23 protein-coding genes are annotated in these 25,736 nt (G+C 37.5%); all 23 read left to right on the forward strand.

Features of this window, described 5'->3' with window-relative positions; genetic code table 11:
- Positions 1–89: 89 nt before the first annotated feature.
- Entirely contained in the window at positions 90–1,712 is a 1,623-nt protein-coding gene (bshC, locus tag AC2VNP_RS17775; protein WP_486918618.1) for a bacillithiol biosynthesis cysteine-adding enzyme BshC, read from the forward strand.
- A gap of 178 nt (positions 1,713–1,890) precedes the next feature.
- A complete protein-coding gene (mraZ, locus tag AC2VNP_RS17780) occupies positions 1,891–2,322 on the forward strand; it encodes a division/cell wall cluster transcriptional repressor MraZ (protein ID WP_486918882.1) in 432 nt (143 codons plus the stop codon).
- A gap of 39 nt (positions 2,323–2,361) precedes the next feature.
- Positions 2,362–3,294, forward strand: coding sequence for a 16S rRNA (cytosine(1402)-N(4))-methyltransferase RsmH (gene rsmH / locus AC2VNP_RS17785; RefSeq protein ID WP_486918619.1), 933 nt, complete (start codon positions 2,362–2,364; stop codon positions 3,292–3,294).
- Positions 3,295–3,307: 13 nt separating this feature from the next.
- The gene (ftsL, locus tag AC2VNP_RS17790; protein ID WP_486918620.1) at positions 3,308–3,682 is read left to right on the forward strand and encodes a cell division protein FtsL; all 375 of its coding nucleotides are present in this window, start codon (positions 3,308–3,310) and stop codon (positions 3,680–3,682) included.
- Positions 3,683–3,802: 120 nt separating this feature from the next.
- Positions 3,803–5,983: a penicillin-binding protein gene (locus AC2VNP_RS17795; protein ID WP_486918621.1), complete on the forward strand. Its 2,181-nt coding sequence runs from the start codon at positions 3,803–3,805 to the stop codon at positions 5,981–5,983.
- 108 nt (positions 5,984–6,091) lie between these two features.
- Positions 6,092–8,026 (forward strand): stage V sporulation protein D, encoded by a 1,935-nt coding sequence (locus AC2VNP_RS17800; RefSeq protein ID WP_486918622.1) that lies wholly within the window; start codon positions 6,092–6,094, stop codon positions 8,024–8,026.
- Between the two features lie 202 nt (positions 8,027–8,228).
- Positions 8,229–9,698, forward strand: coding sequence for a UDP-N-acetylmuramoyl-L-alanyl-D-glutamate--2,6-diaminopimelate ligase (locus tag AC2VNP_RS17805; protein ID WP_486918623.1), 1,470 nt, complete (start codon positions 8,229–8,231; stop codon positions 9,696–9,698).
- Positions 9,695–11,053, forward strand: a complete 1,359-nt coding sequence (locus AC2VNP_RS17810) for a UDP-N-acetylmuramoyl-tripeptide--D-alanyl-D-alanine ligase (RefSeq protein ID WP_486918624.1) — start codon at positions 9,695–9,697, stop codon at positions 11,051–11,053. The genes AC2VNP_RS17805 and AC2VNP_RS17810 overlap by 4 nt, the downstream gene beginning before the upstream one ends.
- A gap of 19 nt (positions 11,054–11,072) precedes the next feature.
- Positions 11,073–12,050, forward strand: coding sequence for a phospho-N-acetylmuramoyl-pentapeptide-transferase (gene mraY / locus AC2VNP_RS17815; RefSeq protein ID WP_486918625.1), 978 nt, complete (start codon positions 11,073–11,075; stop codon positions 12,048–12,050).
- Positions 12,051–13,409 (forward strand): UDP-N-acetylmuramoyl-L-alanine--D-glutamate ligase, encoded by a 1,359-nt coding sequence (murD, locus tag AC2VNP_RS17820; protein ID WP_486918626.1) that lies wholly within the window; start codon positions 12,051–12,053, stop codon positions 13,407–13,409.
- A 101-nt stretch (positions 13,410–13,510) separates the two neighbouring features.
- Positions 13,511–14,611, forward strand: coding sequence for a stage V sporulation protein E (gene spoVE / locus AC2VNP_RS17825; protein ID WP_486918627.1), 1,101 nt, complete (start codon positions 13,511–13,513; stop codon positions 14,609–14,611).
- A 233-nt stretch (positions 14,612–14,844) separates the two neighbouring features.
- Positions 14,845–14,994: a hypothetical protein gene (locus AC2VNP_RS17830; RefSeq protein WP_486918628.1), complete on the forward strand. Its 150-nt coding sequence runs from the start codon at positions 14,845–14,847 to the stop codon at positions 14,992–14,994.
- Between the two features lie 127 nt (positions 14,995–15,121).
- Complete coding sequence (gene murG / locus AC2VNP_RS17835; RefSeq protein ID WP_486918629.1) at positions 15,122–16,222, forward strand: undecaprenyldiphospho-muramoylpentapeptide beta-N-acetylglucosaminyltransferase; 1,101 nt, start codon at positions 15,122–15,124, stop codon at positions 16,220–16,222.
- 223 nt (positions 16,223–16,445) lie between these two features.
- Positions 16,446–17,363 carry a UDP-N-acetylmuramate dehydrogenase gene (murB, locus tag AC2VNP_RS17840; protein WP_486918630.1) on the forward strand — a complete coding sequence of 306 codons (918 nt, stop codon included), beginning with the start codon at positions 16,446–16,448 and terminating at the stop codon, positions 17,361–17,363.
- Between the two features lie 114 nt (positions 17,364–17,477).
- On the forward strand, positions 17,478–18,257 hold the full coding sequence (locus AC2VNP_RS17845; RefSeq protein WP_486918631.1) for a cell division protein FtsQ/DivIB: 780 nt from the start codon (positions 17,478–17,480) through the stop codon (positions 18,255–18,257).
- Positions 18,241–18,954: a DUF881 domain-containing protein gene (locus AC2VNP_RS17850; RefSeq protein WP_486918632.1), complete on the forward strand. Its 714-nt coding sequence runs from the start codon at positions 18,241–18,243 to the stop codon at positions 18,952–18,954. Before AC2VNP_RS17845 ends, AC2VNP_RS17850 begins: the two co-directional genes overlap by 17 nt.
- Positions 18,955–18,958: 4 nt before the next feature.
- Positions 18,959–19,666, forward strand: a complete 708-nt coding sequence (locus AC2VNP_RS17855; RefSeq protein ID WP_486918633.1) for a DUF881 domain-containing protein — start codon at positions 18,959–18,961, stop codon at positions 19,664–19,666.
- A gap of 7 nt (positions 19,667–19,673) precedes the next feature.
- On the forward strand, positions 19,674–20,033 hold the full coding sequence (locus AC2VNP_RS17860; RefSeq protein WP_486918634.1) for a small basic family protein: 360 nt from the start codon (positions 19,674–19,676) through the stop codon (positions 20,031–20,033).
- Positions 20,034–20,287: 254 nt separating this feature from the next.
- Complete coding sequence (gene ftsA, locus AC2VNP_RS17865; protein WP_486918635.1) at positions 20,288–21,565, forward strand: cell division protein FtsA; 1,278 nt, start codon at positions 20,288–20,290, stop codon at positions 21,563–21,565.
- Positions 21,566–21,762: 197 nt separating this feature from the next.
- The gene (gene ftsZ, locus AC2VNP_RS17870; protein WP_486918636.1) at positions 21,763–22,905 is read left to right on the forward strand and encodes a cell division protein FtsZ; all 1,143 of its coding nucleotides are present in this window, start codon (positions 21,763–21,765) and stop codon (positions 22,903–22,905) included.
- A 200-nt stretch (positions 22,906–23,105) separates the two neighbouring features.
- Positions 23,106–24,029 (forward strand): sigma-E processing peptidase SpoIIGA, encoded by a 924-nt coding sequence (spoIIGA, locus tag AC2VNP_RS17875; RefSeq protein ID WP_486918637.1) that lies wholly within the window; start codon positions 23,106–23,108, stop codon positions 24,027–24,029.
- 27 nt (positions 24,030–24,056) lie between these two features.
- Positions 24,057–24,770: an RNA polymerase sporulation sigma factor SigE gene (gene sigE / locus AC2VNP_RS17880; RefSeq protein WP_418198671.1), complete on the forward strand. Its 714-nt coding sequence runs from the start codon at positions 24,057–24,059 to the stop codon at positions 24,768–24,770.
- A gap of 122 nt (positions 24,771–24,892) precedes the next feature.
- Positions 24,893–25,711 carry an RNA polymerase sporulation sigma factor SigG gene (gene sigG / locus AC2VNP_RS17885; protein ID WP_236035179.1) on the forward strand — a complete coding sequence of 273 codons (819 nt, stop codon included), beginning with the start codon at positions 24,893–24,895 and terminating at the stop codon, positions 25,709–25,711.
- Positions 25,712–25,736: the final 25 nt, after the last annotated feature.

Below are 25,736 nucleotides of genomic sequence, written 5' to 3' on the forward strand. Positions count from 1 at the left end.
GATTCTAAGCATTTTATTTTGTGTACGTTTATCATTTTGCTATAATCAAATCGTTCGAGTATAAGTTTTTTATGAAAGGGCGTTACATAATGAATGTGAAAGAAATTCAACTTTCACCAACAACAAAAGCAGCTAAGGCATATCTAGAAGACGATCCTCAGCTCCTTTCGTTTTTTGAATATGACTACAAAGATCAATCTGCTTATGGCAGTCGATATGAATATTTAAGAAATCGAACGTATAACAGAGACTGTTTAGTTGACGCTTTAAAAAAGTATAACGAACGTCTTGTTCACAATGAAAAGGTATTATTACAAATAGAGCGTCTTCGAGATCCGAACAGTGTAGTGGTCGTAACGGGACAGCAGCCAGGTTTATTGACGGGTCCTTTATATACGATTTATAAAGCATTAACAGCTATCATGTTGTCCAGGCAACAAGAGAAGAGGTTAGGCGTTCCTGTCATTCCTGTTTTTTGGGTAGCTGGAGAAGATCATGATTTTCTTGAGGTTAACCATTTGTTTTTACAAAAAAACGAAAAATTAATTAAACATCAGTTATACGATAAGACTGAAGATAATAAACTCCCGCTTTCAGAGAGAACGCTTGATTATGAAAAAACAAAAAAATGGATAGAGGATGTTTTTTCTTCATTGGAGGAAACGACCTACACAAAAGAGCTTCTTGAAACCGTAACAGTATTCTTAAAAAAATCAACCGATTACTCTCATTTTTTTAGTCAATTAATGGCATGGATTTTTAAAGAAGAAGGGCTCGTATTACTTGATTCTGCTGAACCGCAAATTCGTATGATGGAGTCTCCAATGTTTTCTTTACTAATTGAAGAGAATGAGGCTATACATAGAGCGTTTCTTTCACAGGCGGAGAAAATTGCCCAATTTGATTATGGAACACCAATTGAGCAAAATGAAGACAATGCTAATCTATTTATTTTAGAAGACGGTCAAAGGCAAAGGATTGATCGTGTTAATGATGAACTTTTCCTTGCAAATGATAAGAAGTATTCAAAACAAGACTTACTATCGATTGCTCAAATGTCTCCTGAGCGGTTAAGCAATAATGTGGTAACCCGACCTTTAATGCAAGAGTATCTATTGCCTGTACTTGCCTTTGTAGGCGGTCCGGGAGAAATTGCCTATTGGTCGACGCTGAAAACAGCATTTGAGTCAGTAGGGATGAAAATGCCCCCTATCGTCCCGAGGCTTTCTCTAACAGTTTTAGAACAGAAGTACATTAACTGGTTGACTGATAAAGGAATAACGTTAGAAGATGCACTTTCTAAATCTTTAGCAGAAATAAGAGATGGCTGGTATACCCAACAAAAAAAGTGGGATATTCAGTCAACGGCCAAACAAGTCAAAGGCGATATTGAACGCATACACGCCCCACTTCGTCAAATTGCTGAACAACTAGATGAAACTTCACAAAAGCTTGCTACTAAAAATCTTAACATTCTTTTAGATCAAGTAGAATTTCTTCATCATAAGTTAGAGCGGCAACAAAAGGAAAAATATAAGTATGAATTAATGAAATATGATGAAGTTGAACAAATAGTATTGCCTAATCACAAGCCGCAGGAGCGTATTTATAATATATTCCAGATAATCAACCAATTTGGTCACGAGTTTATAGACAATGTCAAAGAACAGGACTTAAACATAAACGGCAACCACAAAATTATTGAGTTATAATTTTTTTCGAAATAAAATGAAAAAGGTACAAAGTTAGTACAGTATGTTAACTAAATTTTAAAAAAATCCTGCATTTTTGCAGGATTTTTTTTTTATGGGGAGAATTAGAAAATCTAGTGGTATAAAGTGGGGGGATGTGGTAACTTAGAGGTATAAAGTGGGGGATGGTGAAACGACTATGTTCATGGGGGAGTATCGGCACAATGTCGATGAAAAAGGAAGACTCATTATTCCTGCTAAGTTTCGTGAAGAACTTGGTGACTCTTTTGTCGTAACCCGTGGACTTGACCGGTCATTATTCGTCTACCCCCAGGATGAATGGAAAATTTTAGAAGGTAAATTAAAATCTCTCCCATTTACAAAGAAAGATGCCAGAGCCTTTACTCGATTTTTCTTTTCCGGTGCAACTGAATGTGAGCTTGATAAACAGGGTAGAGTAAATATTGCCTCACCCCTTAGGGAATATGCACATATTGAAAAGGAATGTGTCATTATCGGGGTATCAAACCGGGTGGAAATTTGGAGTAAAGCAATCTGGGAAGACTATTTCATGGAGTCGGAAGAATCGTTTAGTGAGATTGCAGAGAACATCGTTGATTTTGACCTTTAACCAATGCAACTAAGAAAAGCCTATAAGAGGTGGAAGCTAATGTTTAATCATATTACAGTTTTAAGAGATGAGTCAGTCGAAGGACTGAATATTAAAGAAGATGGAATTTATGTAGATTGTACTCTCGGTGGTGCTGGGCATAGTGAATTAATCATTTCTCGACTTGGTTCAGAAGGGCATCTTTATGCCTTTGATCAAGATGATATTGCTATTGCCAATGCAAAAGAAAAATTAAGCCACTACGAAGGAAAATTCACTTTGATTAAAAGTAATTTTAGATTTATGAAAGAAGAACTTCAGGCAAGAGGGATAGAAGAAGTGGATGGTATCCTCTTTGACTTAGGAGTATCTTCACCCCAATTAGATGAAGCAGACCGTGGGTTTAGTTACCATCAAGATGCACCTCTAGATATGAGAATGGATCAAACCGCATCTTTAAGTGCCTCTGAAGTTGTAAATGATTGGGAGTTTGGAAAACTGGTTTCCATTATTTCAAGGTATGGCGAAGAAAAATTTGCAAAGCAAATTGCTAGAAAGATTGAAGCAGGAAGAGAAAAGAAACGTATTGAAACGACAGGGGAACTAGTTGAAATTATAAAGTCTGCCATTCCTGCTCCAGCTAGAAGGACAGGAGGGCATCCGGCCAAACGCACCTTTCAAGCGATACGTATTGCAGTAAATGATGAATTAGGAGCATTTGAACAAGCTCTAGCTGACTCAATTGAAATTACTGCAACTAAAGGAAGGATTTGTGTCATTACGTTCCATTCACTTGAAGATCGAATTTGCAAAGATTTATTTAAAAAGGAAAGCAGAGGTCCAGAACTGCCTCCTGGAATGCCAATGATTCCTCCGGGGTATGAACCGAAACTTACGTTAATTACGAAAAAGCCAATCGTTGCAAGCACAAATGAACTTGAAAAGAATAACCGAGCACGTTCAGCAAAGCTTAGAATTGCAGAAAAAAATTGAAGGAGGTTTTATTATGAGTAATTTGGCTCGTCAATATCAGCAACAGCAACAGCAAACAAAAGAAACTCAAGTTCAACAGCCAAAGCAAACAAAGGCGCCAAAACAACAAAAGTTTTCCATTACAAGGGGAGAAAAGGGAATAGCTTTACTTGCGGTTGTGGCGTTATCTGTAGCAGTTACCTTCATCATTGCGAATTACGCTTCGGTTTACTCTATGAATCGGGATATTCATAATTTACAACGTGATATTCAACAACAGTCTCAAGTTAATGAGGGACTCCAATTACAAGTAATTGAATTAAGTGCACCTGATAGAATCCTACACATTGCAACGGAAAAACTTGGTATGTCTTTAGACGACAATAAGGTGAAAGTGATACAAAACTAGTTCCGCTGTGAGCTAGTTTTCTTTTTAAGTAGAAACGAATGATCTAATGCACTAAACTCAAGACAAAAATCTTCACAAATGATCGAATGCTAACGCCCGCAGGAATAGGATGTGATTATAATGGAAGTTCATAAAAGACCTGTTACGAATAAGAGAGCTGTTTTTATTATGGCGATTTTTCTTGTTTGTTTCGTAATACTCATCGGAAGAATAGTTATGATCCAAACGACAAAAGAAGTAGGCGGACATGATTTAAAGCAAATGGCAGAACAAAGGTGGACAACCAAAAATGTTATAGAAGGTCACCGTGGAACTATCTTAGACCGGGATGGCAGTCCATTAGCTCAAGAAATAAAATCCTATACGATGTTTGCTGTTTTAGACAAGGGCCAAAACCGTTTTGTAAAAGATCCGAGAAAGACAGCTGAAATTTTATCACCGTATATCAATATGTCAATTGAAAATCTTGAACGATTGCTTTCTAGCGACCGGTTCCAAGTTGAATTGGGTGCTGGGGCTAAAAATATGAGTCATGAAAAAATGAAGGCCATTGAAGAATATGATCTGCCAGGAATTGAATTTAGAGAAGAACCTCGCCGTTACTATCCGAAACAAACGTATGCTTCTCACGTCATTGGCTATACAGAAAGGGATATGGAAAAGTCGAGAATGGGTCTCGAGCTCAGTCTTGATGAAATTCTTCGTGCCGAACACGGTTCTGTGGTCTACCAAAGGGACCGAAAAGGGATTAGGCTACCAGATCCAAAGGAAACAGTTGAAGCGCCTAGGAATGGTCAGAATGTGTATTTAACACTGGACTCTAATATTCAAACAGCTTTAGAACAAGTGATGACGAAAGTTGAAGAGGATTACGATCCTGAAAGATTGATAGCTATCGTTGCTGATCCGAAAACCGGTCAAATATTAGCGATGAGCAACCGACCTAGTTTCAACCCAAATCAATATGAAGATATTAAGAACTTTATTAATTTCGGAGTTTCGTCTCGGTTTGAGCCGGGATCTACGATGAAGATTTTTACGTTAGCAGCTGCTATTGAAGAAGGTGTTTATAATGGTAATGAACAGTTTCAATCTGGGACATACCGCATAGGTAACAGGGTTGTTTCAGATCATAATCAAGGCAGAGGCTGGGGACAAATTTCTTACAATGAAGGTATGCAACGATCTTCCAATGTAGCTTTTTCAAAGATTGCTAATGAAAAGTTAGGAACAGACAGAGTCTATGACTATCTTGATAAATTCGGGTTTACGAAGATAACAGGTATCGACCTGCCAAATGAAGCTACGAGTTTAATTGCTGGAAAAAATGCGTCTAATGCTATATCCACTGCTTTTGGACAAGCGACAGCGGTCACGCCAATTCAACAAGTCCAAGCGGCAACAGCGATTGCCAATAAAGGAAAGATGATGAAGCCCTATGTGATCGATCGAATTGTTGATCCCGAAACAGGCAAAGTTGTAGAAAAGAATGAGCCAACTGAAGCAGGACAACCCATTTCGGAGGCTACTGCAAAGGAAGTAATTGATATACTAGAGACCGTTGTCACCTCTTCCGCTGGAACAGGAACGCCCTACTATATTGAAGGATTTGACGTTATTGGTAAAACAGGTACTGCTCAAGTACCTAATCCGGACGGACCAGGGTATTTACGTGGACATGGAAAAAATATCTTCTCATTTTTAGGAATGGCGCCTAAGGATGATCCTCGAGTCATCGTATATGTAGCTGTAGACCGCCCGAAATTAAAAGAAACAGAATCCGGTTCTGCACCAGTATCACAAATTTTTAATACGGTAATGAAACATAGTTTACAATATTTAAATATAAATCCAGGTTACCGAGATATAGTAGAAAGCGAAGAAATAGGGCTTGAATTGAAAGCCTATAAAGGAAAAGCAGTAGAGACTGTTAAGAGTGAATTAGCAAGTGAAGGACTACAAGTTATCGTTTTAGGTGATGGGAACAAGGTTGAAGGACAGCAGCCGGTAGCTGGCCGTTATGTGATTGAAAATGAAAAGGTCGTTCTTGTTACTAACAGTGAAATTTTTACGATGCCAAATATTGAAGGTTGGTCGTTCCGTGATGTCATGAAACTATCAAAAGCACTCGATCTCAATATGAATATATTTGGAACCGGCTTTGTAACTAGCCAAAGTATTAGCGCAGGAAGTCCTGTAAGATTAGAAGAACATATTACTGTTGAACTAGAATTACCTAATTATGAAAGTTATTCGGATGAAGCAGACCTCGAAGAAGAAGAGATTAATGAAGAACAATAAGAGATAGCCCTCTTTGTTCTAATTGTCTAGTATTCCGCATATAAGTAAAACAAGGATGACAAGCCTTGCTATATGTGAAATCTAGGTTGGAAATTGGGGGTACAAGTAGTGCGAGTGTCCAATGTAACCGTACGAAAACGTCTAGTATTTGTATTAATATTTGGTTTAATCATTTTTTCGATCATCGCGATCCGCCTCGGCTATGTACAATTTGGAATGGGAGACTGGTTAACTGACAGAGCCGAAGATTCTTGGAGTCGTGACATACCATTTGAAGCTAAACGAGGAGAAATTTTAGATCGAAATAATGAAATTCTCGCTACTAATGTTAGTGCACCGTCAATATTAGTAGTTCCTCGTCAAGTGAAACAACCTGCAGAGACAGCTGAGAGATTAGCAAACGTTCTAAATATGGATAGAAAAAAAGCGTATGAACTCATTACGAAAAGTGCATCATCTGTTAGGATTAATCCAGAAGGAAGAAAAATATCAAAAGAAAAAGCAAATGAAGTACGAGCGCTAGATTTACCAGGGGTTTATGTCGCGGAAGATAGTAAAAGACATTACCCGAACGGAAAGTTTTTAGCACATGTATTAGGTTTCGCTGGAATTGACAATCAAGGGTTAACAGGTCTGGAGTTAACATATGACGAACATTTGAGTGGGAAAAAAGGACATGTATCCTTCTTCTCAGATGCTAAGGGTAAGAGATTACCAGATTTAGCAGATGAGTATACGCCTCCAGTAGATGGTCTTAATCTAAAGCTTACAATAGATAGTAAGGTTCAGACGATCATCGAACGGGAGTTAGATATAGCGGAAGCCACATATAATCCAGATGGTGCAATTGCAATTGCAATGGACCCAAATACAGGTGAAATTCTAGGGATGTCGAGTCGACCACATTATAATCCAGAAAATTTCCGTGAAGTTCCACCAGAAATATACAACCAAAACAAGCCGGTTTGGATGCAATATGAGCCGGGTTCCACTTTTAAGATCATAACGATCGCAGCGGCCTTAGAGGAAGGCGAAGTGGATTTACACAAAGAGACATTTAATGATCCAGGGTTTATTGAAGTGTCTGGACACCGGTTACGTTGCTGGAAAAAAGGCGGACATGGACATCAGACGTTTTTAGAAGTCGTTCAAAACTCATGTAACCCGGGATTTGTTGTTTTAGGTGAACGGTTAGGAAAAGATCGTTTGTTTGACTACATTGAAAAGTTTGGATTTGGCCAAAAAACAGGGATCGACCTCCAAGGTGAAGGAAAAGGGATCCTTTTTAATCGAGATAGAGTCGGCCCATTAGAGTTAGCAACTACTGCCTTTGGTCAAGGGGTCTCTGTTACGCCAATTCAACAAGTAGCGGCGGTTTCTGCAGCAATTAATGGCGGATATTTATATCAACCATTTATCGCGAAAGAATGGATTGACCCGGTAACAGGACAAGTGGTGAGTTCTCAAGCTCCAATTTTAAAAAGAAGAGTCATTTCTGAAGATACATCTAAAGAAATTCGCCATGCGTTAGAGAGTGTAGTTGCACTTGGAACTGGTAAAGGTGCCTATGTAGATGGGTATCGAGTTGGAGGAAAAACGGGTACCGCACAAAAAGCAAAAGACGGTCGCTATTTAGAAAATAATCATATTGTCTCATTTATCGGAATGGCACCAGCAGATAACCCAGAAATTGTTGTCTATGTAGCCATTGATAATCCAAAAGGGACCGTTCAATTCGGTGGAGTCGTTGCAGCGCCGATTGTTGGAAAGATTATTGGTGACAGTCTTGCTGCCATGGGAGTTGACAAACGAACAGACCAGATTGAAAAAGAAAAAGCTTGGAATGATGAACCTATTATAGAAACTCCAGATCTTGTTGGTCTTTCTATTCGAGAAATTAATCAAGCTTACTACGATCTGAAAATTGACGCTTCTGGAAGTGGGTCCAAAGTGTTAGCCCAAGCACCAGAACCTGGGGTGAAAGTAAAGGCAGGTTCAACGATAAGACTTTATATGGGTGACAAATCAGACACAACAGACTAAAATAGTTCTGTAACACTTTAATTCCCTCCGGTACATACTTCGGAGGGATTCATTGTGTTATAGGAATACATTATAGGAAAAGGGACTTCTTCAGGTTTTTTTAACATACACTTGAAAGAGAAATTCTTAAAAAATATGATTAAAGCGCATATCTTTTTCCTACGATAGATATTAAATGCAAGTAATAGAGAGGGTATTGACTATGAAATTAGATCAACTAGTTCAAAAATTACAATATGTTAACATTTTAAATGATCAATCTAATCCGGTGATTTCGTCTATTGAGATGGATTCACGGGAAGTGCAAGAAGGTAGTTTGTTTATTTGTATTAAAGGTTATACGGTTGATGGTCATGATTTTGTTAATCAAGCGATCAGTAACGGAGCAACTGCAATAGTAGCAGAAAGAACGGTGAATGCTTCGGTACCTGTTATATTAGTTAATGACACAAAGAGAGCTATGGCTATACTTTCTAATTATTTTTATGAACATCCAACGAAAAAGTTATCACTGATTGGGATTACGGGAACAAATGGTAAAACTACAGTTACTCATTTAATAGAAAAAGTATTAAATGATGCAGGGGAACGAACAGGCTTAATAGGTACGATGTATACAAAAATAGGTGATCAAACGTTTGAGACAAAAAATACAACCCCTGAATCGCTTACGTTACAGAAGACGTTTAAGCAAATGGTTGACCAACAAGTAAATACAGCCATTATGGAAGTATCATCACACGCACTTCATCTAGGGAGAGTAAGAGGATGTGACTTTAATATTGCTGTTTTCACGAATTTAACGCCAGACCATTTGGACTATCATCAAACGATGGAAGCTTATAAATATGCTAAAGGTTTGCTTTTTTCACAACTAGGAAATACATATGATCAAACGAGTAAAAAAATTGCAATTTTAAATGACGATGATGAAGCTTCAGTAGAATATAAGAAAATGACAGCAGCCCAAGTTGTAACATATGGAATTAATGAATCGAGCGATGTAAGAGCGAAAAACATTAAGATGACAGCCGGTGGAACATCATTTACTTTATCTACTCCAGCCGGTGAGACGGAAATTGAGTTGAAGTTGATCGGGAAGTTTAGTGTGTATAATGCTTTAGCTGCGGCTGCAGCTTGTTTAGCTCATGGGATCCAATTAAATGATATTAAGCAAAGTTTAGAAAGTGTAGAAGGCGTTTCAGGAAGGTTTGAAACAGTAGAAGCAGGTCAAGAGTTCACAGTAATCGTAGATTATGCCCATACGGCTGACAGTTTAGAAAATGTACTTACTACCATTAAAGAGTTAGCTAAAGGTAAGATCTATTGCGTCGTAGGATGTGGTGGTGATCGTGATCGTACAAAGCGTCCTATTATGGCTCAAATCGCTGTTAAATATTCCTATAAAGCTGTTTTTACGGCGGATAATCCGAGAAGCGAACAGCCTGAGATGATTTTAAAAGATATGGAAGCAGGAATTGAAAGTGATAACTTTGTTTCCATCATTGATCGAAAAGAAGCAATTGAACACGCGATTTCTCTTGCTGAAGCTGACGATGTTGTACTTATTGCCGGAAAAGGACATGAAACGTATCAGGTAATAGGAAAAGAAGTCATTGATTTTGATGACAGACAAGTAGCAAGAGCAATCATTGAGGAGAGAATGCAATGAAATTATCTGGGAAGCTAGTTGAAGAAATATCAGAAGGAGTACGACGGCAGAACATTAATCTTTCGTTTACTGGTGTTTATACCGATAGTCGCCAACCAATGGTTGATGGGTTGTTCATTCCGATTGTAGGAGAACGCTTTGACGGACATGATTTTATCCATACAGCGATTGAAAAAGGAGCAACAGCTTCTCTATGGCAAAAAGATAAAGCAGTTCCGGAAAGTTTACCTGAAGAATTTCAACTATTTTATGTAAATGAAACTATCCAAGGGCTTCAACAATTATCTAAAAGATATTTAAAGCACATCCAACCTATAATTGTTGGTGTAACAGGGAGTAACGGCAAAACAACTACAAAAGATATTTTAGATTCAGTCTTGTCAACCTCTTATAAGACCTATAAAACGCAAGGTAATTATAACAACCATATTGGATTGCCCTTAACGATACTAGGAATGGAAAGTGATTGTGAACTTCTCATTTTAGAGATGGGGATGAGTGGGTTTGGTGAAATTGAGTTACTAAGTTTAATTGGTGAGCCCCATTATGCTGTCGTTACAAACATCGGAGAATCACATATTGAACAGCTTGGCAGCCGGGAAGGTATTGCCAAAGCCAAAATGGAGATTGTAAAAGGTTTACGGGAAAATGGTCGAGTGTTTATTGATGGTGACGAACCATTACTTAAGTCTTTTTATCATAAAAATGTAAGTACATGCGGTTTTGCTGACACGTGTGACGCACAAGTTTTAAATATCTCTACTAGTGATTACGGTTTTACATTCTCTCTTAAAGGTGATGAAACGATTTATGAACTGCCGCTGCTTGGTCGTCACAACATAAAAAATGCAGCCTATGCCATCATGGTTGCGCGCGAGCTTGGATTATCGGAAAAAAGTATACAGACCGGGCTAAAACAAGTAAACTTAACAGGGATGAGACTGGAACGTATGACCGGTTTAAGTGGGTCAACCATCATTAATGATGCATATAATGCAAGTCCAACTTCTATGAAAGCTGCGATAGAGGCAGTAAAAGAATTACCTGGATTTTCGAAAAGGATATTAATTCTTGGGGATATGTACGAACTTGGGCCAGATGAAAAAGAACTTCATCGTTCAGTTGCAGCTGTTATTGAAGAGCCTATTACGCACCTATTCACTTTAGGGGAAAAAGGACAATGGATTCTAGACGCATTTAATGACAAAAATGACCATAGGATTATAGTACAAAGCTTTTTTAATAAAGAAGATCTCATCGCCAGGACTTTACAACTTTTAGATGGCGAAACGGTTGTATTGATAAAAGCATCTAGGGGACTCCGATTAGAAACGATTACTAAACATTTAATGTAATAGAAAGGAGGCAATGACAATGTTTGAACAGATCACATTATTATTTACATTAATCGCATCTTTCCTCATTGCCGTAATACTATCCCCAATTATAATTCCATTTCTTAGAAGGTTAAAATTTGGACAAAGTATTCGAGATGAAGGGCCAAAATCGCATCAAAAGAAAAGTGGTACACCGACAATGGGCGGGGTTATGATTTTATTATCGATCCTCCTTACAACAGTCATTATAATTTCTAAATTTTTAACGTTTACGACAGAAATTTGGTTGCTATTATTTGTAACTCTTGGTTACGGATTATTAGGCTTTCTAGATGACTTTATTAAAGTTGTGATGAAGAGGAATTTAGGACTTACTTCAAAGCAAAAGTTAGTCGGTCAACTCGTTATTGCTATTATTTTTTATCTAGGATTACGTATGCTTGACTTTTCAACAGAAATTGCTATACCGGCAACTAACATTTCAATTGATTTTGGTTGGCTTTATTTCCCACTTATCATTGTTATGTTAGTAGGTGCGTCAAATGCGGTGAATTTAACTGATGGTTTAGACGGTTTACTAGCTGGAACAGGTGCAATCGCATTTGGAGCATTTGCTATTTTAGCATGGAATGCAGAAATGTTTGATATTGCTATTTTCTGTGGAGCAGTTGTAGGAGCGGTATTAGGCTTTCTAGTCTTTAATGCACACCCGGCAAAGGTATTTATGGGTGATACCGGTTCGCTTGCTTTAGGTGGAGCAATTGCAGCTGTTGCAATCTTAACCAAATTAGAAATCTTACTTGTTATCATCGGCGGGGTCTTTGTGATTGAAACTCTTTCGGTTATTATCCAAGTAATTTCATTTAAAACAAGAGGTAAGAGGGTATTTAAAATGAGTCCTCTTCACCATCACTATGAGCTATCAGGCTGGTCGGAATGGCGAGTTGTTGTTACATTTTGGTTAGTAGGTATGCTTTTTGCAGTGTTAGGAATTTACTTAGAGGTGTGGATTTAAATGAAAAATGAACATCAGTTAAAAAATAAACATGTACTCGTCTTAGGTTTAGCAAAAAGTGGAGAAGCTGCGAGCCGGCTATTATTCCGACTAGGTGCTAACGTCACTGTCAATGATGCTAAACCAATTGAAGAAAATCCTAAGGCAAAGGAATTAGAAAGTTTGGGGATTAAGGTTGTTTGTGGCGCTCATCCATTAACATTATTGGATGAGCCAATTGACTTTATCGTTAAAAACCCAGGTATCCCTTATAGTAATCCATTAATTGCTGAAGCGATAAAGAGAGGAATATCTGTCGTTACAGAAGTGGAATTAGCGTCCATGCTGTCAGAAGCAGATATGATTGCGATTACTGGTTCGAATGGAAAAACGACGACCACAACATTGGTTGTTGAGATGTTAAAAAATAGCGGCAAGGAGCCTTTAGTGGCTGGAAATATTGGAACAGTGGCATGCGAAGTTGCAGAAAAAGCGACTAAGGAAAACATTATTGTTACAGAAGTCTCAAGCTTCCAACTTCAAGGAACAGAAAATTTTCACCCGAAGGTGGCAGTATTATTAAATCTTTTTGATGCGCATCTAGATTATCATGGTACAAAAGAAGCCTATGGACATGCTAAAGCCAAAATCTTTGCTAATCAACAAGAAAATGATTTTTATGTAATTAATGTCGATGACGAATATGTTGTTAAGCTGGCAGAAGGAGTAAAAGGTACAAAAATACCTTTTTCAACGACGACTGAAGTTACAGACGGTGCATATGTAAAAAATCACGCTGTTTTCTTTAAAGATGAAAAAATTATTGATCAAGGAGAGATTACTCTTCCTGGGAAACATAACCTAGAAAATATATTAGCCGCTATCGCTGCAGCAAAAACGATGGGTGCACGTACAGATCAAATCGTTCAAGTGTTAAAGTCGTTTACTGGTGTTAAACATAGAGTTCAATATGTTTCGACTTATAAAAATCGTAAGTTCTTTAATGATTCAAAAGCGACGAATATTTTAGCTGCTCAAGCTGCTGTTTCGGCTTTTACAGACCCAGTCATTCTTTTAGCTGGCGGTTTAGATCGTGGTAACTCTTTTGATGCTTTTATACCTTCGTTAGAAAAAGTAAAAGCAGTCGTCACTTTTGGAGAAACTAAAGAGAAGATTAAGTCTGCTGCCGAAGATGCAGGGGTAGAGATAATTAAAGAAGTATTAAATGTAGAGGAAGCTGTACCAGTCGCTTTTGATCTTTCTGAAGTTGGTGATATTATCTTACTATCTCCTGCATGTGCAAGCTGGGATCAGTACAAAACGTTTGAAGAGCGCGGCGATAAATTTATTCATGCCGTTGAGCAGTTAATCCAAAGATAAAAGGACATGTTCTAACAGTCTGGTGCATATGTTTAGGTAATAGAGGTTGTACAATTGACATTCGATTGTACGAACACTTTTTAGTTAGTGAGGTGTTACAGTTGCCTAAAACAAAAACGGCACCAGATTTTCTTTTGATGATTGCAACAATCGCACTATTAACGATAGGTGTTATTATGGTATATAGTGCTAGTGCAGTATGGGCTCAATATAAGTTCGATGATTCATTCTTTTTTGCCAAACGCCAGATCTTTTTTGCTGGTGCTGGAGTTGCAGCTATGTTCTTCGTTATGAACGTCGATTATTGGACGTGGCGAAAATGGTCTAAGGTTTTGCTAATTATTTGTTTTATACTTCTCATTGTTGTATTAATTCCTGGAGTTGGACTTGTTCGTGGTGGGGCGCGGAGCTGGTTAGGTGTAGGTGCATTTTCTATTCAACCTTCCGAGTTTATGAAGATGGCCATGATCGCTTTTCTAGCAAAATACTTATCAGAAAATCAAAAGAAGATTACATCGTTAAAACAAGGGTTAATTCCATCGTTATCTTTAGTTTTATTAGCATTCGGTCTCATCATGTTGCAACCAGACCTTGGGACAGGGGCAGTAATGGTTGGTACGTGTGTTGTTATGATTTTTGTTTCTGGTGCCAGGATTGCTCATTTTGTAGGTTTGGCCCTGATAGGGGTTGCAGGATTTGTAGCATTAATTGCGTCTGCGCCGTATCGTATAAAGCGTATTACTTCCTTTCTAGATCCGTGGTCAGATCCTTTGGGAAGCGGTTTTCAAATTATTCAATCGCTTTATGCAATTGGGCCAGGTGGATTACTTGGGTTGGGATTAGGAGAAAGTCGTCAAAAATACTTTTACTTACCTGAACCGCAAACTGATTTTATATTTGCAATATTAACTGAAGAGTTAGGGTTTATTGGCGGGGCCATTGTTATCTTTTTGTTTGGTATTCTCCTATGGCGAGGGATAAGAGTGGCATTAGGTGCACCAGATTTGTTTGGTAGCTTCTTAGCTGTTGGAATTATCTCAATGGTAGCTATTCAAGTTATGATTAATATCGGTGTAGTTACTGGACTTATGCCCGTCACAGGGATCACATTGCCGTTTCTTAGTTATGGTGGGTCCTCACTCACTCTAATGCTCGTTGCAATTGGTGTTTTACTTAACATTAGCAGGTTTTCAAGGATATAATAAAAGTAATCCCTCTTAGTAAGGTAAAGCCTAACTAGAGGGATATTTATTTTTTAGCACTGTTGAGAGTATTGTTGCTATTGGATACATCCGCAAAATCAATAGATATAAAGAATAGCCAAGAGTAAAATGATTTTGTTAAATTAACCACATGGTTTACAGACTAAAACTTTTATAATTTTACACAATCCTTTAAAAGCATTATGTATAATACAAGTTATCGTTCTGATAAAATGGTAATAGCAGAGGATGTTCAAAAAGTCCAGGAAAAATCTCTGGCGGTAGAAGACCTTCGACAAAGAGCTCCACGTCCTGTGGGAACGTCGAAGTTACCACAGGACGTGGTAGCCCGTTGGTTTGCTGCTGCGTTACTTACGTATTAATAGCATATGCTGTGGTACTCGCAACTGCACCGCCTCGAACTTTTTGGATCTTTTTGTCCTCCTTTTTGAATACGTTCTAGTAGATAGTTAAGTATGGAATTTAAGACAGAGTTAATGGAGGAATTCAATGAGAGTAGTTGTTAGTGGTGGAGGAACTGGAGGACATATCTATCCTGCCTTGTCATTAATTCAAGAAATAAAACAGCAATACAAAGATGCTGAAATACTGTACATAGGTACTGAAAATGGATTAGAAAGTGAACTAGTTACTAGAGAAGAAATCCCATTTCAAACCATAAAGATTTCGGGGTTTCGAAGAAAAGTCTCATTTGATAATGTAAAAACGATTTACCGTTTTCTCAAGGGAACGAGTGACTCAAAAAAGATGATTAGAGAGTTTAAACCGGATGTTGTAATCGGGACAGGGGGATATGTTTGCGGTCCAGTTGTTTTTGCAGCTGCACAATTGAACATTCCAACGGTTATTCATGAACAAAATAGTGTTCCTGGACTTACAAATAAATTCTTAAGTCGTTATGTAGATAAGATTGTATTGTCATTCCCTGAATCAAAAAACTTCTTTCCGGAAGCTAAAACTGTCTATCTAGGGAATCCGCGAGCTTCCGAAGTAATTTCAACGAATGGGGAACGTGGTAGGCAGTCTGTAGGTCTTAAAGATGGGAAAAAGTCTGTTTTAATTGTTGGAGGAAGCCGAGGAGCAAGGCCAATTAATGATGCATTCTTAGAAGTTTTACCTGAAATGAAAAACTTTGATTATCAGTTTTTATATGTCACTGGTCAAGTCCATTTTGAAAGAGTGATGGAGGAAGTAAAAGCAAAAGGGAACTCGGAGAATGTCATTATTAAACCATTTATTCATAACATGCCTGAAGTGTTAGCTGGAGTAGACTTAATTGTTGCGAGAGCAGGAGCTACAACTCTAGCTGAAATAACAGCTTTAGGATTACCTAGTATTCTTATTCCTAGCCCATATGTAACGAATAATCATCAAGAAAAGAATGCACGTTCACTCAGTGTAAAAGGTGCTGCTATTGTTCGCCTTGAAAAGGAAATGAGTGGGAGAGTATTGCTTGAAGATATTGATACTATTTTTAAAAAGGCTGGAAAATGGGAAGAAATGCATAATGCAGCTCTTTCACTAGGGATGCCGAAAGCTGCAACTCACTTTGTAGATTTATTAGCTGAATTAAAGAAAAATAAAAAGTAATAATTAATGAACTTCATTAATATTTGAGTGCTAGTGGAATTTTTAACGGCTTGTAAACAAACACGGTGAAGTAGGCGGGTGCATATAATATAATAAAATGATGAATAAGCGGAAAAGTTTTAGGTAAAAGACTTCTTTAATGGATAAAAGTATAGAAAGGATTTCGGTTTGTATATTTTGGGAAACAGATCGACCCTTTCGAGAAGTGAGGAGATTTAAGGCGATGGAACAATTTATTCAACAGCTTAGAGAAAAAAATATAGGTAAAGTCCTCGTCCAAGAACCATTAGCAAATCATACAACTTGGAAAATTGGCGGGCCCGCAGAAATTTTAGTAGAGCCTAAAGACGTTGAAGCTTTAAAAGAGTTAATGAGCCTAATTCGTCAACAAAATATTCCTTGGCGTGTTATTGGAAGGGGTTCGAATTTGCTTGTAAGTGACAGCGGTATTGAAGGTGTTGTCATTAAATTAGGGGACGATATTAGTCATCTGGAAATAGATGGTGAGGAAATCAAAGTCGGTGGTGGCTTTTCTGTTATTAAGTTAGCGATGATTATTAGTAAAAAAGGACTTTCAGGGCTAGAGTTTGCAAGTGGAATTCCTGGTTCTGTAGGTGGAGCTGTATTTATGAATGCAGGTGCGCATGGTTCTGATATTTCTCAAATATTAACGAAGGCACACATTCTTTTTGAAGATGGGACTATGAAGTGGTTAACAAATGAAGAATTGGAATTTTCATATCGGACTTCGAGGTTACAAAAGGAAAAGGCAATATGTGTGGAGGCTGTTTTTCAGCTAAAAGCAGGAGACCGTGATGAAATTGTAAAGGTTATGCAAAAAAATAAAGATTATCGACGAGTGTCTCAACCATGGAATTATCCATGTGCAGGCAGTGTATTCAGAAATCCGCTTCCGAATTATGCGGGCCAATTAATAGAAAAAGCCGGATTAAAAGGGTTCCAATTAGGCGGGGCACAAGTATCTGAAATGCATGGGAATTTTATTGTAAATGTCGCTGAGGCTAAGGCTGATGATGTTTTAAATCTTATTCAACACATTAAAACTAAAATACGTGAAGAATTTGAAGTAGAGATTGAAACAGAAGTAGAGATTGTCGGAAAAAAACAAAACAACGACTGAGCATAACCTTCGATTTGTGTTATAATTCAATAATGTAACATTAAATTTTATGTGAACGGCATAAATATTTTATGCCGTTTTCGAAATATAGGCACTTATAATGGAGGTTGGAATATGGTTGATGAAAAAGTTATTACCATCAACGACAGAATACCTAAGTTAAAGGAACAAAGAAAGCAACGAGCAAACCGAAGATTGATCTTTTTTCTATCTTTTTTCTTTTTCCTTATCCTCTTAGTCATATATTTTCAATCTCCTTTAAGTCATATTAAAATGATTGAAGTCCACGGAAACTATTACTTGCCTGCCGAGACCATAGTGAAAGCGTCAAAGTTGAACAGTGGGACAAGCCTCTGGAAACTAAATCAAGAAGAAGTGAAAAAAAGAATAACGAATCTAGATGAAATAGAAACTGCTGATCTTTCACGAAAGTTCCCTAATACGATTGAAATTCATGTTGTTGAATATCAACGAGTCGCATATATGTACCAGGAAGGAAAGTACTATCCTATTCTAAGTACTGGAGTTTTCTTGGATGAATTACCACCAAACGAAATGCCTGTTGATGCACCTATTCTAAAAGATTGGGAGTCTGGGCCAGTAGCACAAGAATTAGCGGTGGAAATAACCAAGTTATCCAATGGGTTGTTTAATAGAATTTCAGAGATTTATTATACGCCTACAGAAACTGACCCGTTAAGAGTTATTGTTTATATGAATGATGGGTATGAAGTACATTCTACTGTTCGAAATTTTGCAGAAAGAATCGCACCGTACCCTTCCATTGTTAAAGAAATCGATCCGAATAAAGCAGGGATTATTCATATGAGAATGACACCTTATTTTGAGGAGTTTATTGGTGAGGAGGAAGAGGAAGGTGAAGGTGAAGGGTAAGCACGTTATTCTTTCACTTGTCCTGTTGGTAACCGGATTTATTTTAGCGGTATCTTATCAATTTGCGAAAGAGCACCAAGATACAAATCCGATCTCTCAGCGCCAATGGAGACATGAGGATGAACTTCGCAACAATATTATTTTAGAACAAGCAGTAAATCGAAATTTACAAGAGGATTTACGAGGTTACCAAACTCAGCTTAGAGAGATTGAAGAACAAATAGCAGATTTAACGGAAGAACAAGAAATAAGAGTAGCTTCGTTAATTGAAGATTTAGATCGGTTAAGAAGGCTGGTTGGTACGGTTAAAGTTAAAGGTACAGGAATTGAAGTTACGTTATCTGATAATTCATATGTTCCGGATGGTGCCAATCCCAATGATTATATCGTTCATGAAGAACAAATTCAGAAAGTCGTCGATGAATTGTTAGTCGCGGGGGCTGAAGCAGTTGCGATCAATGGCTATCGTCTTTCTAGCAATTCTTATATACAATGTATCGGACCTGTAATATATATTGATGGTCATACCTCTTACGCCCCATTCGTCATAACAGCAATCGGGGACCCATTAAGTTTAGAAGGGTCAATGACATTACCGGGTGGAGTTAGAGACCAATTATTAAATGATCTAATTGAAGTAAGGCTGCAACAAAAAAACGAAATAGTCATGGAACCTTACTTATCTGAAAGTAGGTGACATAATGAATAAACAAGTTATTTTTATGATTGTTACTCTTATCATCGGTTTTATGTTAGCTATCCAGTTTCAGTCTACAAAAGAACCGGTCGTTCGAGACACAAGGGATATTAGAGAACTACGCAAAGAATTAAGAGCAGAGCAAGATAGACATCAGCAGCTCACACAAGAAATAGAAAAGTATGCGACTTTAATAGCTCAGTATGAAACATCTTTAAGTGATCATAAGGAAAACATTGAGACCGTAATGGTAGAGCAAATTGAAAGCTTAAGAAAAGAAGCCGGCCTAACAGAAGCATCAGGGGAAGGGGTTATCCTTACGATTGAACCACTCTACCATGATCAATTTTTCGGCCACCAAAGGCATTCAGTTTCTCCTGTATTATTGAGGTTCTTAGTAAACGAATTAAATTTCAATGGTGCCGAGGAAATTGCGATCGGAAACCAGAGAATTATTTCAACAACAGCCTTTCGTGAAGTGAATGGTGTTACTCGTGTAAATAACAGGAGATTACCGCCATTACCGTTAGAGATTAAGGTGTTAACGAATGATGCTCAAAAATTACACAATGAAATGGTCGTTTCAGAGTCTGTCGAGTACTTTGAAATTGATAATTTAAAATTAACATCTACACCGATTAATTATCTTGAATTACCAGCTTTTGATGATACACCAAGGGTGCGGTATATGGAGCAAGTGAAGGAGGATTAACCAACCGATGTGGTTGCCAATTATTGGTTTGATATTAGGGGTAATATTAGGTTTTTTTACAGAATTTCGTATTCCTGATGAATATTCCAATTATTTATCAATTGCAGTATTGGCTGCATTAGATACATTATTTGGTGGAATACGAGCACATTTACAAAATAGTTTTGACGGAAATGTCTTTCTCACCGGTTTCTTTTTTAATATCCTACTTGCTGCAGGTTTAGCTTTTCTAGGTGTCCATCTTGGTGTAGACTTATATTTAGCAGCAATTTTTGCTTTCGGTGTACGACTCTTTAATAATATAGCGGTTATTCGTCGAATGATGCTGTCGAATTGGAAAGAAAGAAGGAATGAGAACAAACTTTAGAGAATTATAAAAATATTCTCTAAAGTTATGAAACAAGCAGATTTTTGAAAAAAAAGTGAGATTTGTAAAGAAAATCAAAAAAATAAAAGGGAAAAGACATTTAATGTTGAATTATTTTATAGTTAAATAAATTTTCCCTTCTTGTTTTCTCGCTAGAGTTTTTAAACATTTATGGTATTGTTTCGATTATCTAAGGAATTGCAGTAAAAATATAGCAGTATATTTGCTATACAGAACAAAAGGAGGTGCCACAGATGAACAACAATGATATTTATGTTAGCTTAGACATCGGTACATCCAATGTAAGAGTAATCATTGGAGAAATGACCAATGGATCACTAAACATCATTGGTGTTGGAAATACGAAGTCCCATGGAATTAAGAAAGGCTCCATTGTGGATATTGATGAAACAGTAAAATCAATTAAAAGAGCTGTCGATCAAGCAGAACGAATGATCGGTTTATCAATAAAGCAAGTTATTGTAGGTGTAAACGGAAATCATGTTCAATTACAACCTTGTCATGGTGTAGTTGCAGTTTCTAGCCCTGACCGTGAAATAGGTGATGAAGATATCGCTCGTGTTATCGATGCTGCTCAGGTGGTATCCATACCGCCAGAACGTGAAATTATTGATGTAATCCCTCGTCAATTTATTGTGGATGGATTAGATGAAATCAATGACCCTCGTGGTATGATAGGTGTTCGTTTGGAAATGGAAGGAACAATTATCACAGGCTCTAAGACTATCTTACATAATTTATTAAGATGTGTAGAACGTGCGGGGTTACAAATTGCTGATATTTGCCTGCAACCTCTAGCTGGTGGTGCAGTAGCAATCTCAAAAGACGAAAAGAGTCTTGGTGTAGGTCTTGTTGATATCGGTGGCGGTTCAACAACTGTTTCGATTTTTGAGCAAGGAACACTTAAAGCGACATCTGTAATACCAATTGGTGGAGACCATGTGACAAATGATATTGCGATTGGTTTAAGAACTTCTACTGAAGAAGCTGAACGGATTAAATTAAAGCATGGACATGCCTACATTGATGAAGCTTCTGATGCAGAAGTATTTAAAGTCTCAGTCATCGGTAGTAACGACCAAGATGAATTTTCTCAATATGATATTGCGCACATTATCGAAGCTCGTATGGATGAAATATTTGAGCTCATTGAAAAGGAAGTACATCGCTTAGGCTTTGGAGTTCTACCAGGCGGCTATGTCCTAACAGGAGGAGCTGCAATGGTTCCGGGAGTATTAGAATTGGCCCGTGAAGTACTTCGTAGTAACGTTCGAATTGCTATACCAGATTATATTGGTGTTCGTGAACCGCAATATACAACTGGAGTTGGCTTGATACAATTTGCATACCGTAATGTTAAAATCCAAGGAAAAGAAGTAGCTGCTTCAGTTTCTGACTTAAACCAAGGAGAAAAGTCTCCTTCTAAGAAGGAAAAAGCAACTCCTAAGGCGAAAGAGGATAAAGAAGGTATGAAAAAAGTAAAAAGTTGGTTTAAAGTTTTCTTTGAATAATAATTCGTGTTTAAGAGGATAGCAAAAAGATCCGAGTAGTTTGAGGCTTTCATTAGCAAGCGGATACCCAGCGTATGCTTTTGATACGTGAGGTACGCGGAACTAAACGAAAGAAAAATAAGACAATTATTTTTCATGGACTTTTTGAACCTCTACTAGTGATTTTCGGCATACATGATGAATTAGGAGGACCTTACATGTTAGAGTTTGAAATGGATATGGATCAACTAGCGACAATAAAAGTCATCGGCGTTGGTGGTGGCGGAAGTAACGCTGTTAACCGTATGATTGAAAATGGTTTACAAGGCGTTGAGTTTATCGCTGTGAATACAGATGCTCAAGCATTACATTTATCGAAAGCAGAAATCAAACTGCAATTGGGTGGTAAACTGACACGTGGATTGGGTGCAGGTGCTAACCCTGATATCGGAAAAAAAGCAGCAGAAGAAAGTAAGGAACAACTTGAAGAGGCGTTACAAGGCGCTGACATGGTTTTTATTACAGCAGGAATGGGTGGAGGAACTGGAACAGGTGCTGCACCAGTAATTGCTGAAATTGCAAAAGAACTAGGCGCATTAACAGTTGGTGTTGTAACTCGACCATTTACGTTTGAAGGCCGTAAGCGTTCGACGCAAGCTGGTGGTGGAATTGATGCTTTAAAAGAAAAAGTGGATACATTGATCGTTATACCTAATGATCGTCTACTAGAGATCGTAGATAAAAATACACCAATGCTAGAAGCGTTCCGTGAAGCAGATAACGTTTTACGTCAAGGTGTACAAGGTATCTCAGATTTAATTGCAGTTCCAGGTTTAATTAACCTAGACTTTGCTGATGTTAAGACGATTATGGTTGATAAAGGTTCTGCGTTAATGGGAATTGGGATTGCCACGGGTGAAAATCGTGCGGCAGAAGCTGCTAAAAAAGCTATTTCCAGTCCGTTACTTGAAACTTCAGTAGATGGTGCACAAGGTGTTTTAATGAACATTACTGGTGGTGCGAACTTAAGTCTTTACGAAGTTCATGAAGCTGCTGAAATAGTATCCGCTGCTTCAGATCCTGAAGTGAACATGATCTTCGGTTCTGTAATCAATGAAAATCTAAAAGATGAGATTGTAGTAACTGTCATAGCTACAGGGTTTGAAGATAGTGAAAGTAATACGTTAGGAAAACCACAAATGCAACGACCGTCTGTTCAAACGAAAGTTAGTAACCCGGCACCAAAGCAAGAGGAAGTAAAAGAGCCTAGATTAAATCCTCAAGTTCAACAACAGCCTGAACAAGCAGATACGCTGGATATTCCAACGTTCTTACGTAATCGACGCAGACGTTCAAAGTAAAAATACGAAGAACTGACCACTATGAGTCAGTTCTTTTTTTTATGCAAAAAATTGTCAATCAATTATCAGGTTCCTTAGACAGTATAAGTGTAAATCTATCAAAATAACTATTTAATCTCGTCATAAACTGACAGACTTATAAATAGAATCTGATATATACTTGGCTAAAACATACCAAATTGTGATTGAGAGGACATGCAATGACCATTTATTTGGATGTTATTTGGTTTCTTAATTTATGTATTGATTTTCTCTTAATTTGGATAACCGCAATTACACTAAAAAGAACGATACATAAATGGCGGTTATTCTTAGCAGCCCTTTTTGCTTCACTTATAGTATTTTTTATGTTTACACCTATTGGCCATTTGTTTTACCAACCCTGGATGAAAATATTATACTCAATGGCAATTGTTTGGATCGCTTTTGGGTTTTATCGGTTGACGTACTTTATTCAAAATTTATTTATGTTTTACTTTGTTACTTTTATGACGGGAGGAGGCTTGTTTGCACTTCATTTCTTTTGGCAAACCGAGTTTGAAGTTTTGGATGGGGTAATGTTTACGAAGACATCAGGCTTCGGTAGTACATTTAGCTGGCTATTTGTTTTAATTGGTTTTCCTCTCGTATGGCTTTTCTCAAAACACCAATTAAAACAAGTGGAAACAAGGAAAATTCATTATGAGCAAGTGGTAAGTGTGGAAATCTCAATTGGGCATGAACTGTTATATGTGAAGGGTCTAGTCGATAGTGGAAACCAATTACATGATCCGATTTCAAGAGCTCCAGTTATGGTCTTAGAAAAGGACGCATTACATTCTATGCTGAGCAAGGAAGAAATTGAACTACTTCTCGATTATGAAAATATGGAGAAAATTTACGAGGAAAATCATCCTTTTGCCGATAGAATTCGCATCATTCCATACCGAGTAGTAGGAAAAGACCAACAATTTATGATCGCCATCAAGCCGGATCGTGTTAAAGTGACTACGGCCGATGAACAACATCTCGTTAAGAAGGTACTGATTGGGATTAACGATATGAAACTATCAAACGATGGAGACTATCAATGTATTGTTCATCCGAAGATGCTTGTTGCAGGAGAAGGAAAAAAATTAGCTTAGTTTCACTTTTATTGAGGAGGCAATGACATGCTAAAGTTGAAGTTTACGTTGATGTGGCAAAAAATTTTATATCGCTTAGGAATGAAACCGGACGAAATTTATTATATCGGTGGAAGTGAAGCATTGCCGCCACCATTATCTAAGGAAGAAGAAGCACATTTATTAAGTAAACTTCCTAGTGGAGACAAAGCGGTTCGAGCAATGCTGATTGAACGGAACTTAAGACTTGTCGTTTACATTGCAAGAAAATTTGAAAATACGGGGATTAATATTGAGGATCTAATAAGTATTGGTACAATTGGACTTATTAAAGCAGTTAATACATTTAACCCAGAAAAGAAAATTAAATTAGCAACATATGCTTCACGTTGTATAGAGAATGAGATTTTAATGTACTTACGCCGTAATAATAAAATTAGATCAGAAGTTTCTTTTGATGAACCTCTCAACATTGATTGGGACGGAAATGAATTATTACTATCTGATGTTCTTGGAACAGAAGATGATATCATTACAAAAGGGATTGAGGAAAAAGTTGACCGTAAATTGTTAGTCAAAGCATTACACACTCTAAATGCTCGCGAGAAACAAATTATGGAGCTTCGCTTTGGATTAGCAGGTGATGAGGAGAAAACACAAAAGGATGTTGCGGATTTACTTGGTATATCGCAGTCTTACATTTCGCGTCTTGAGAAGCGCATTATAAAGCGGTTAAGGAAAGAATTTAATAAAATGGTCTAAGTGTTACAAAAAAAATATTTAATTGCTTATGAACGTTGTGATACCATGAACTCATTCAATTTTATTTAGAGCCAGTCAAAGAGTACACATGCATATTTTTCCCTCTCAAGGAGATACTTTACATGAACATCATTCTCCTGTTGGGAGGGAAAGAATTGACACGAAATAAGGTTGAAATTTGTGGAGTTGACACAGCGAAATTACCAGTTCTAACGAATAAGGAAATGCGTGAATTATTTACGCAAATGCAAAGCGGTGACATCAGTGCCCGTGAAAAGTTAGTTAATGGGAACCTTCGTCTTGTCCTAAGCGTAATCCAACGCTTTAATAACCGTGGTGAGTATGTAGATGATCTTTTCCAAGTTGGTTGTATCGGGTTAATGAAATCAATTGATAACTTTGATTTAAGCCAAAATGTAAAATTTTCTACATATGCTGTCCCTATGATCATCGGTGAAATTAGAAGGTACTTAAGAGACAATAACCCTATTCGAGTATCTAGGTCTTTACGTGATATTGCTTATAAAGCATTACAAGTTCGTGACCAGCTAATGGCTGAAAAGAACCGAGACCGAGAGCCAACGGTACAAGAGATTTCTAAAGTACTGGATGTTCCAAAGGAGGATGTTGTTTTCGCTTTGGACGCTATTCAGGATCCGGTATCCCTTTTTGAGCCGATTTACAATGATGGTGGAGATCCGATTTATGTAATGGACCAAATAAGTGATGACAAGCAAAAAGACGTTAATTGGGTCGAAGAAATCGCGCTGCGTGAGGCGATGATCCGATTAAATGATAGGGAAAAACTAATCTTAAATATGAGGTTTTTCCAAGGGAAAACACAGATGGAAGTTGCTGATGAAATCGGGATCTCACAAGCTCAAGTATCAAGGCTGGAAAAAGCCGCTATCCAACAAATGAATAAACACGCACAAAGCTAATAAAAGGCTGAGTAACATGATGCAA

This window comes from Alkalihalobacterium sp. TH-98 (genome assembly GCF_057473385.1).

Bases quoted from the DNA above. Each gene is read 5' to 3' on its own strand.
- sigG (WP_236035179.1), top strand. From the start codon at position 24,893: ATGAACATCATTCTCCTGTTGGGAGGGAAAGAATTGACACGAAATAAG.
- murG (WP_486918629.1), top strand. From the start codon at position 15,122: ATGAGAGTAGTTGTTAGTGGTGGAGGAACTGGAGGACATATCTATCCT.
- AC2VNP_RS17805 (WP_486918623.1), top strand. From the start codon at position 8,229: ATGAAATTAGATCAACTAGTTCAAAAATTACAATATGTTAACATTTTA.
- AC2VNP_RS17810 (WP_486918624.1), top strand. From the start codon at position 9,695: ATGAAATTATCTGGGAAGCTAGTTGAAGAAATATCAGAAGGAGTACGA.
- sigE (WP_418198671.1), top strand. From the start codon at position 24,057: ATGCTAAAGTTGAAGTTTACGTTGATGTGGCAAAAAATTTTATATCGC.
- rsmH (WP_486918619.1), top strand. From the start codon at position 2,362: ATGTTTAATCATATTACAGTTTTAAGAGATGAGTCAGTCGAAGGACTG.
- ftsA (WP_486918635.1), top strand. From the start codon at position 20,288: ATGAACAACAATGATATTTATGTTAGCTTAGACATCGGTACATCCAAT.
- murD (WP_486918626.1), top strand. From the start codon at position 12,051: ATGAAAAATGAACATCAGTTAAAAAATAAACATGTACTCGTCTTAGGT.
- AC2VNP_RS17845 (WP_486918631.1), top strand. From the start codon at position 17,478: ATGGTTGATGAAAAAGTTATTACCATCAACGACAGAATACCTAAGTTA.
- ftsL (WP_486918620.1), top strand. From the start codon at position 3,308: ATGAGTAATTTGGCTCGTCAATATCAGCAACAGCAACAGCAAACAAAA.
- spoIIGA (WP_486918637.1), top strand. From the start codon at position 23,106: ATGACCATTTATTTGGATGTTATTTGGTTTCTTAATTTATGTATTGAT.
- AC2VNP_RS17830 (WP_486918628.1), top strand. From the start codon at position 14,845: ATGGTAATAGCAGAGGATGTTCAAAAAGTCCAGGAAAAATCTCTGGCG.
- mraZ (WP_486918882.1), top strand. From the start codon at position 1,891: ATGTTCATGGGGGAGTATCGGCACAATGTCGATGAAAAAGGAAGACTC.
- AC2VNP_RS17855 (WP_486918633.1), top strand. From the start codon at position 18,959: ATGAATAAACAAGTTATTTTTATGATTGTTACTCTTATCATCGGTTTT.
- ftsZ (WP_486918636.1), top strand. From the start codon at position 21,763: ATGTTAGAGTTTGAAATGGATATGGATCAACTAGCGACAATAAAAGTC.
- mraY (WP_486918625.1), top strand. From the start codon at position 11,073: ATGTTTGAACAGATCACATTATTATTTACATTAATCGCATCTTTCCTC.
- bshC (WP_486918618.1), top strand. From the start codon at position 90: ATGAATGTGAAAGAAATTCAACTTTCACCAACAACAAAAGCAGCTAAG.
- AC2VNP_RS17860 (WP_486918634.1), top strand. From the start codon at position 19,674: ATGTGGTTGCCAATTATTGGTTTGATATTAGGGGTAATATTAGGTTTT.
- murB (WP_486918630.1), top strand. From the start codon at position 16,446: ATGGAACAATTTATTCAACAGCTTAGAGAAAAAAATATAGGTAAAGTC.
- AC2VNP_RS17795 (WP_486918621.1), top strand. From the start codon at position 3,803: ATGGAAGTTCATAAAAGACCTGTTACGAATAAGAGAGCTGTTTTTATT.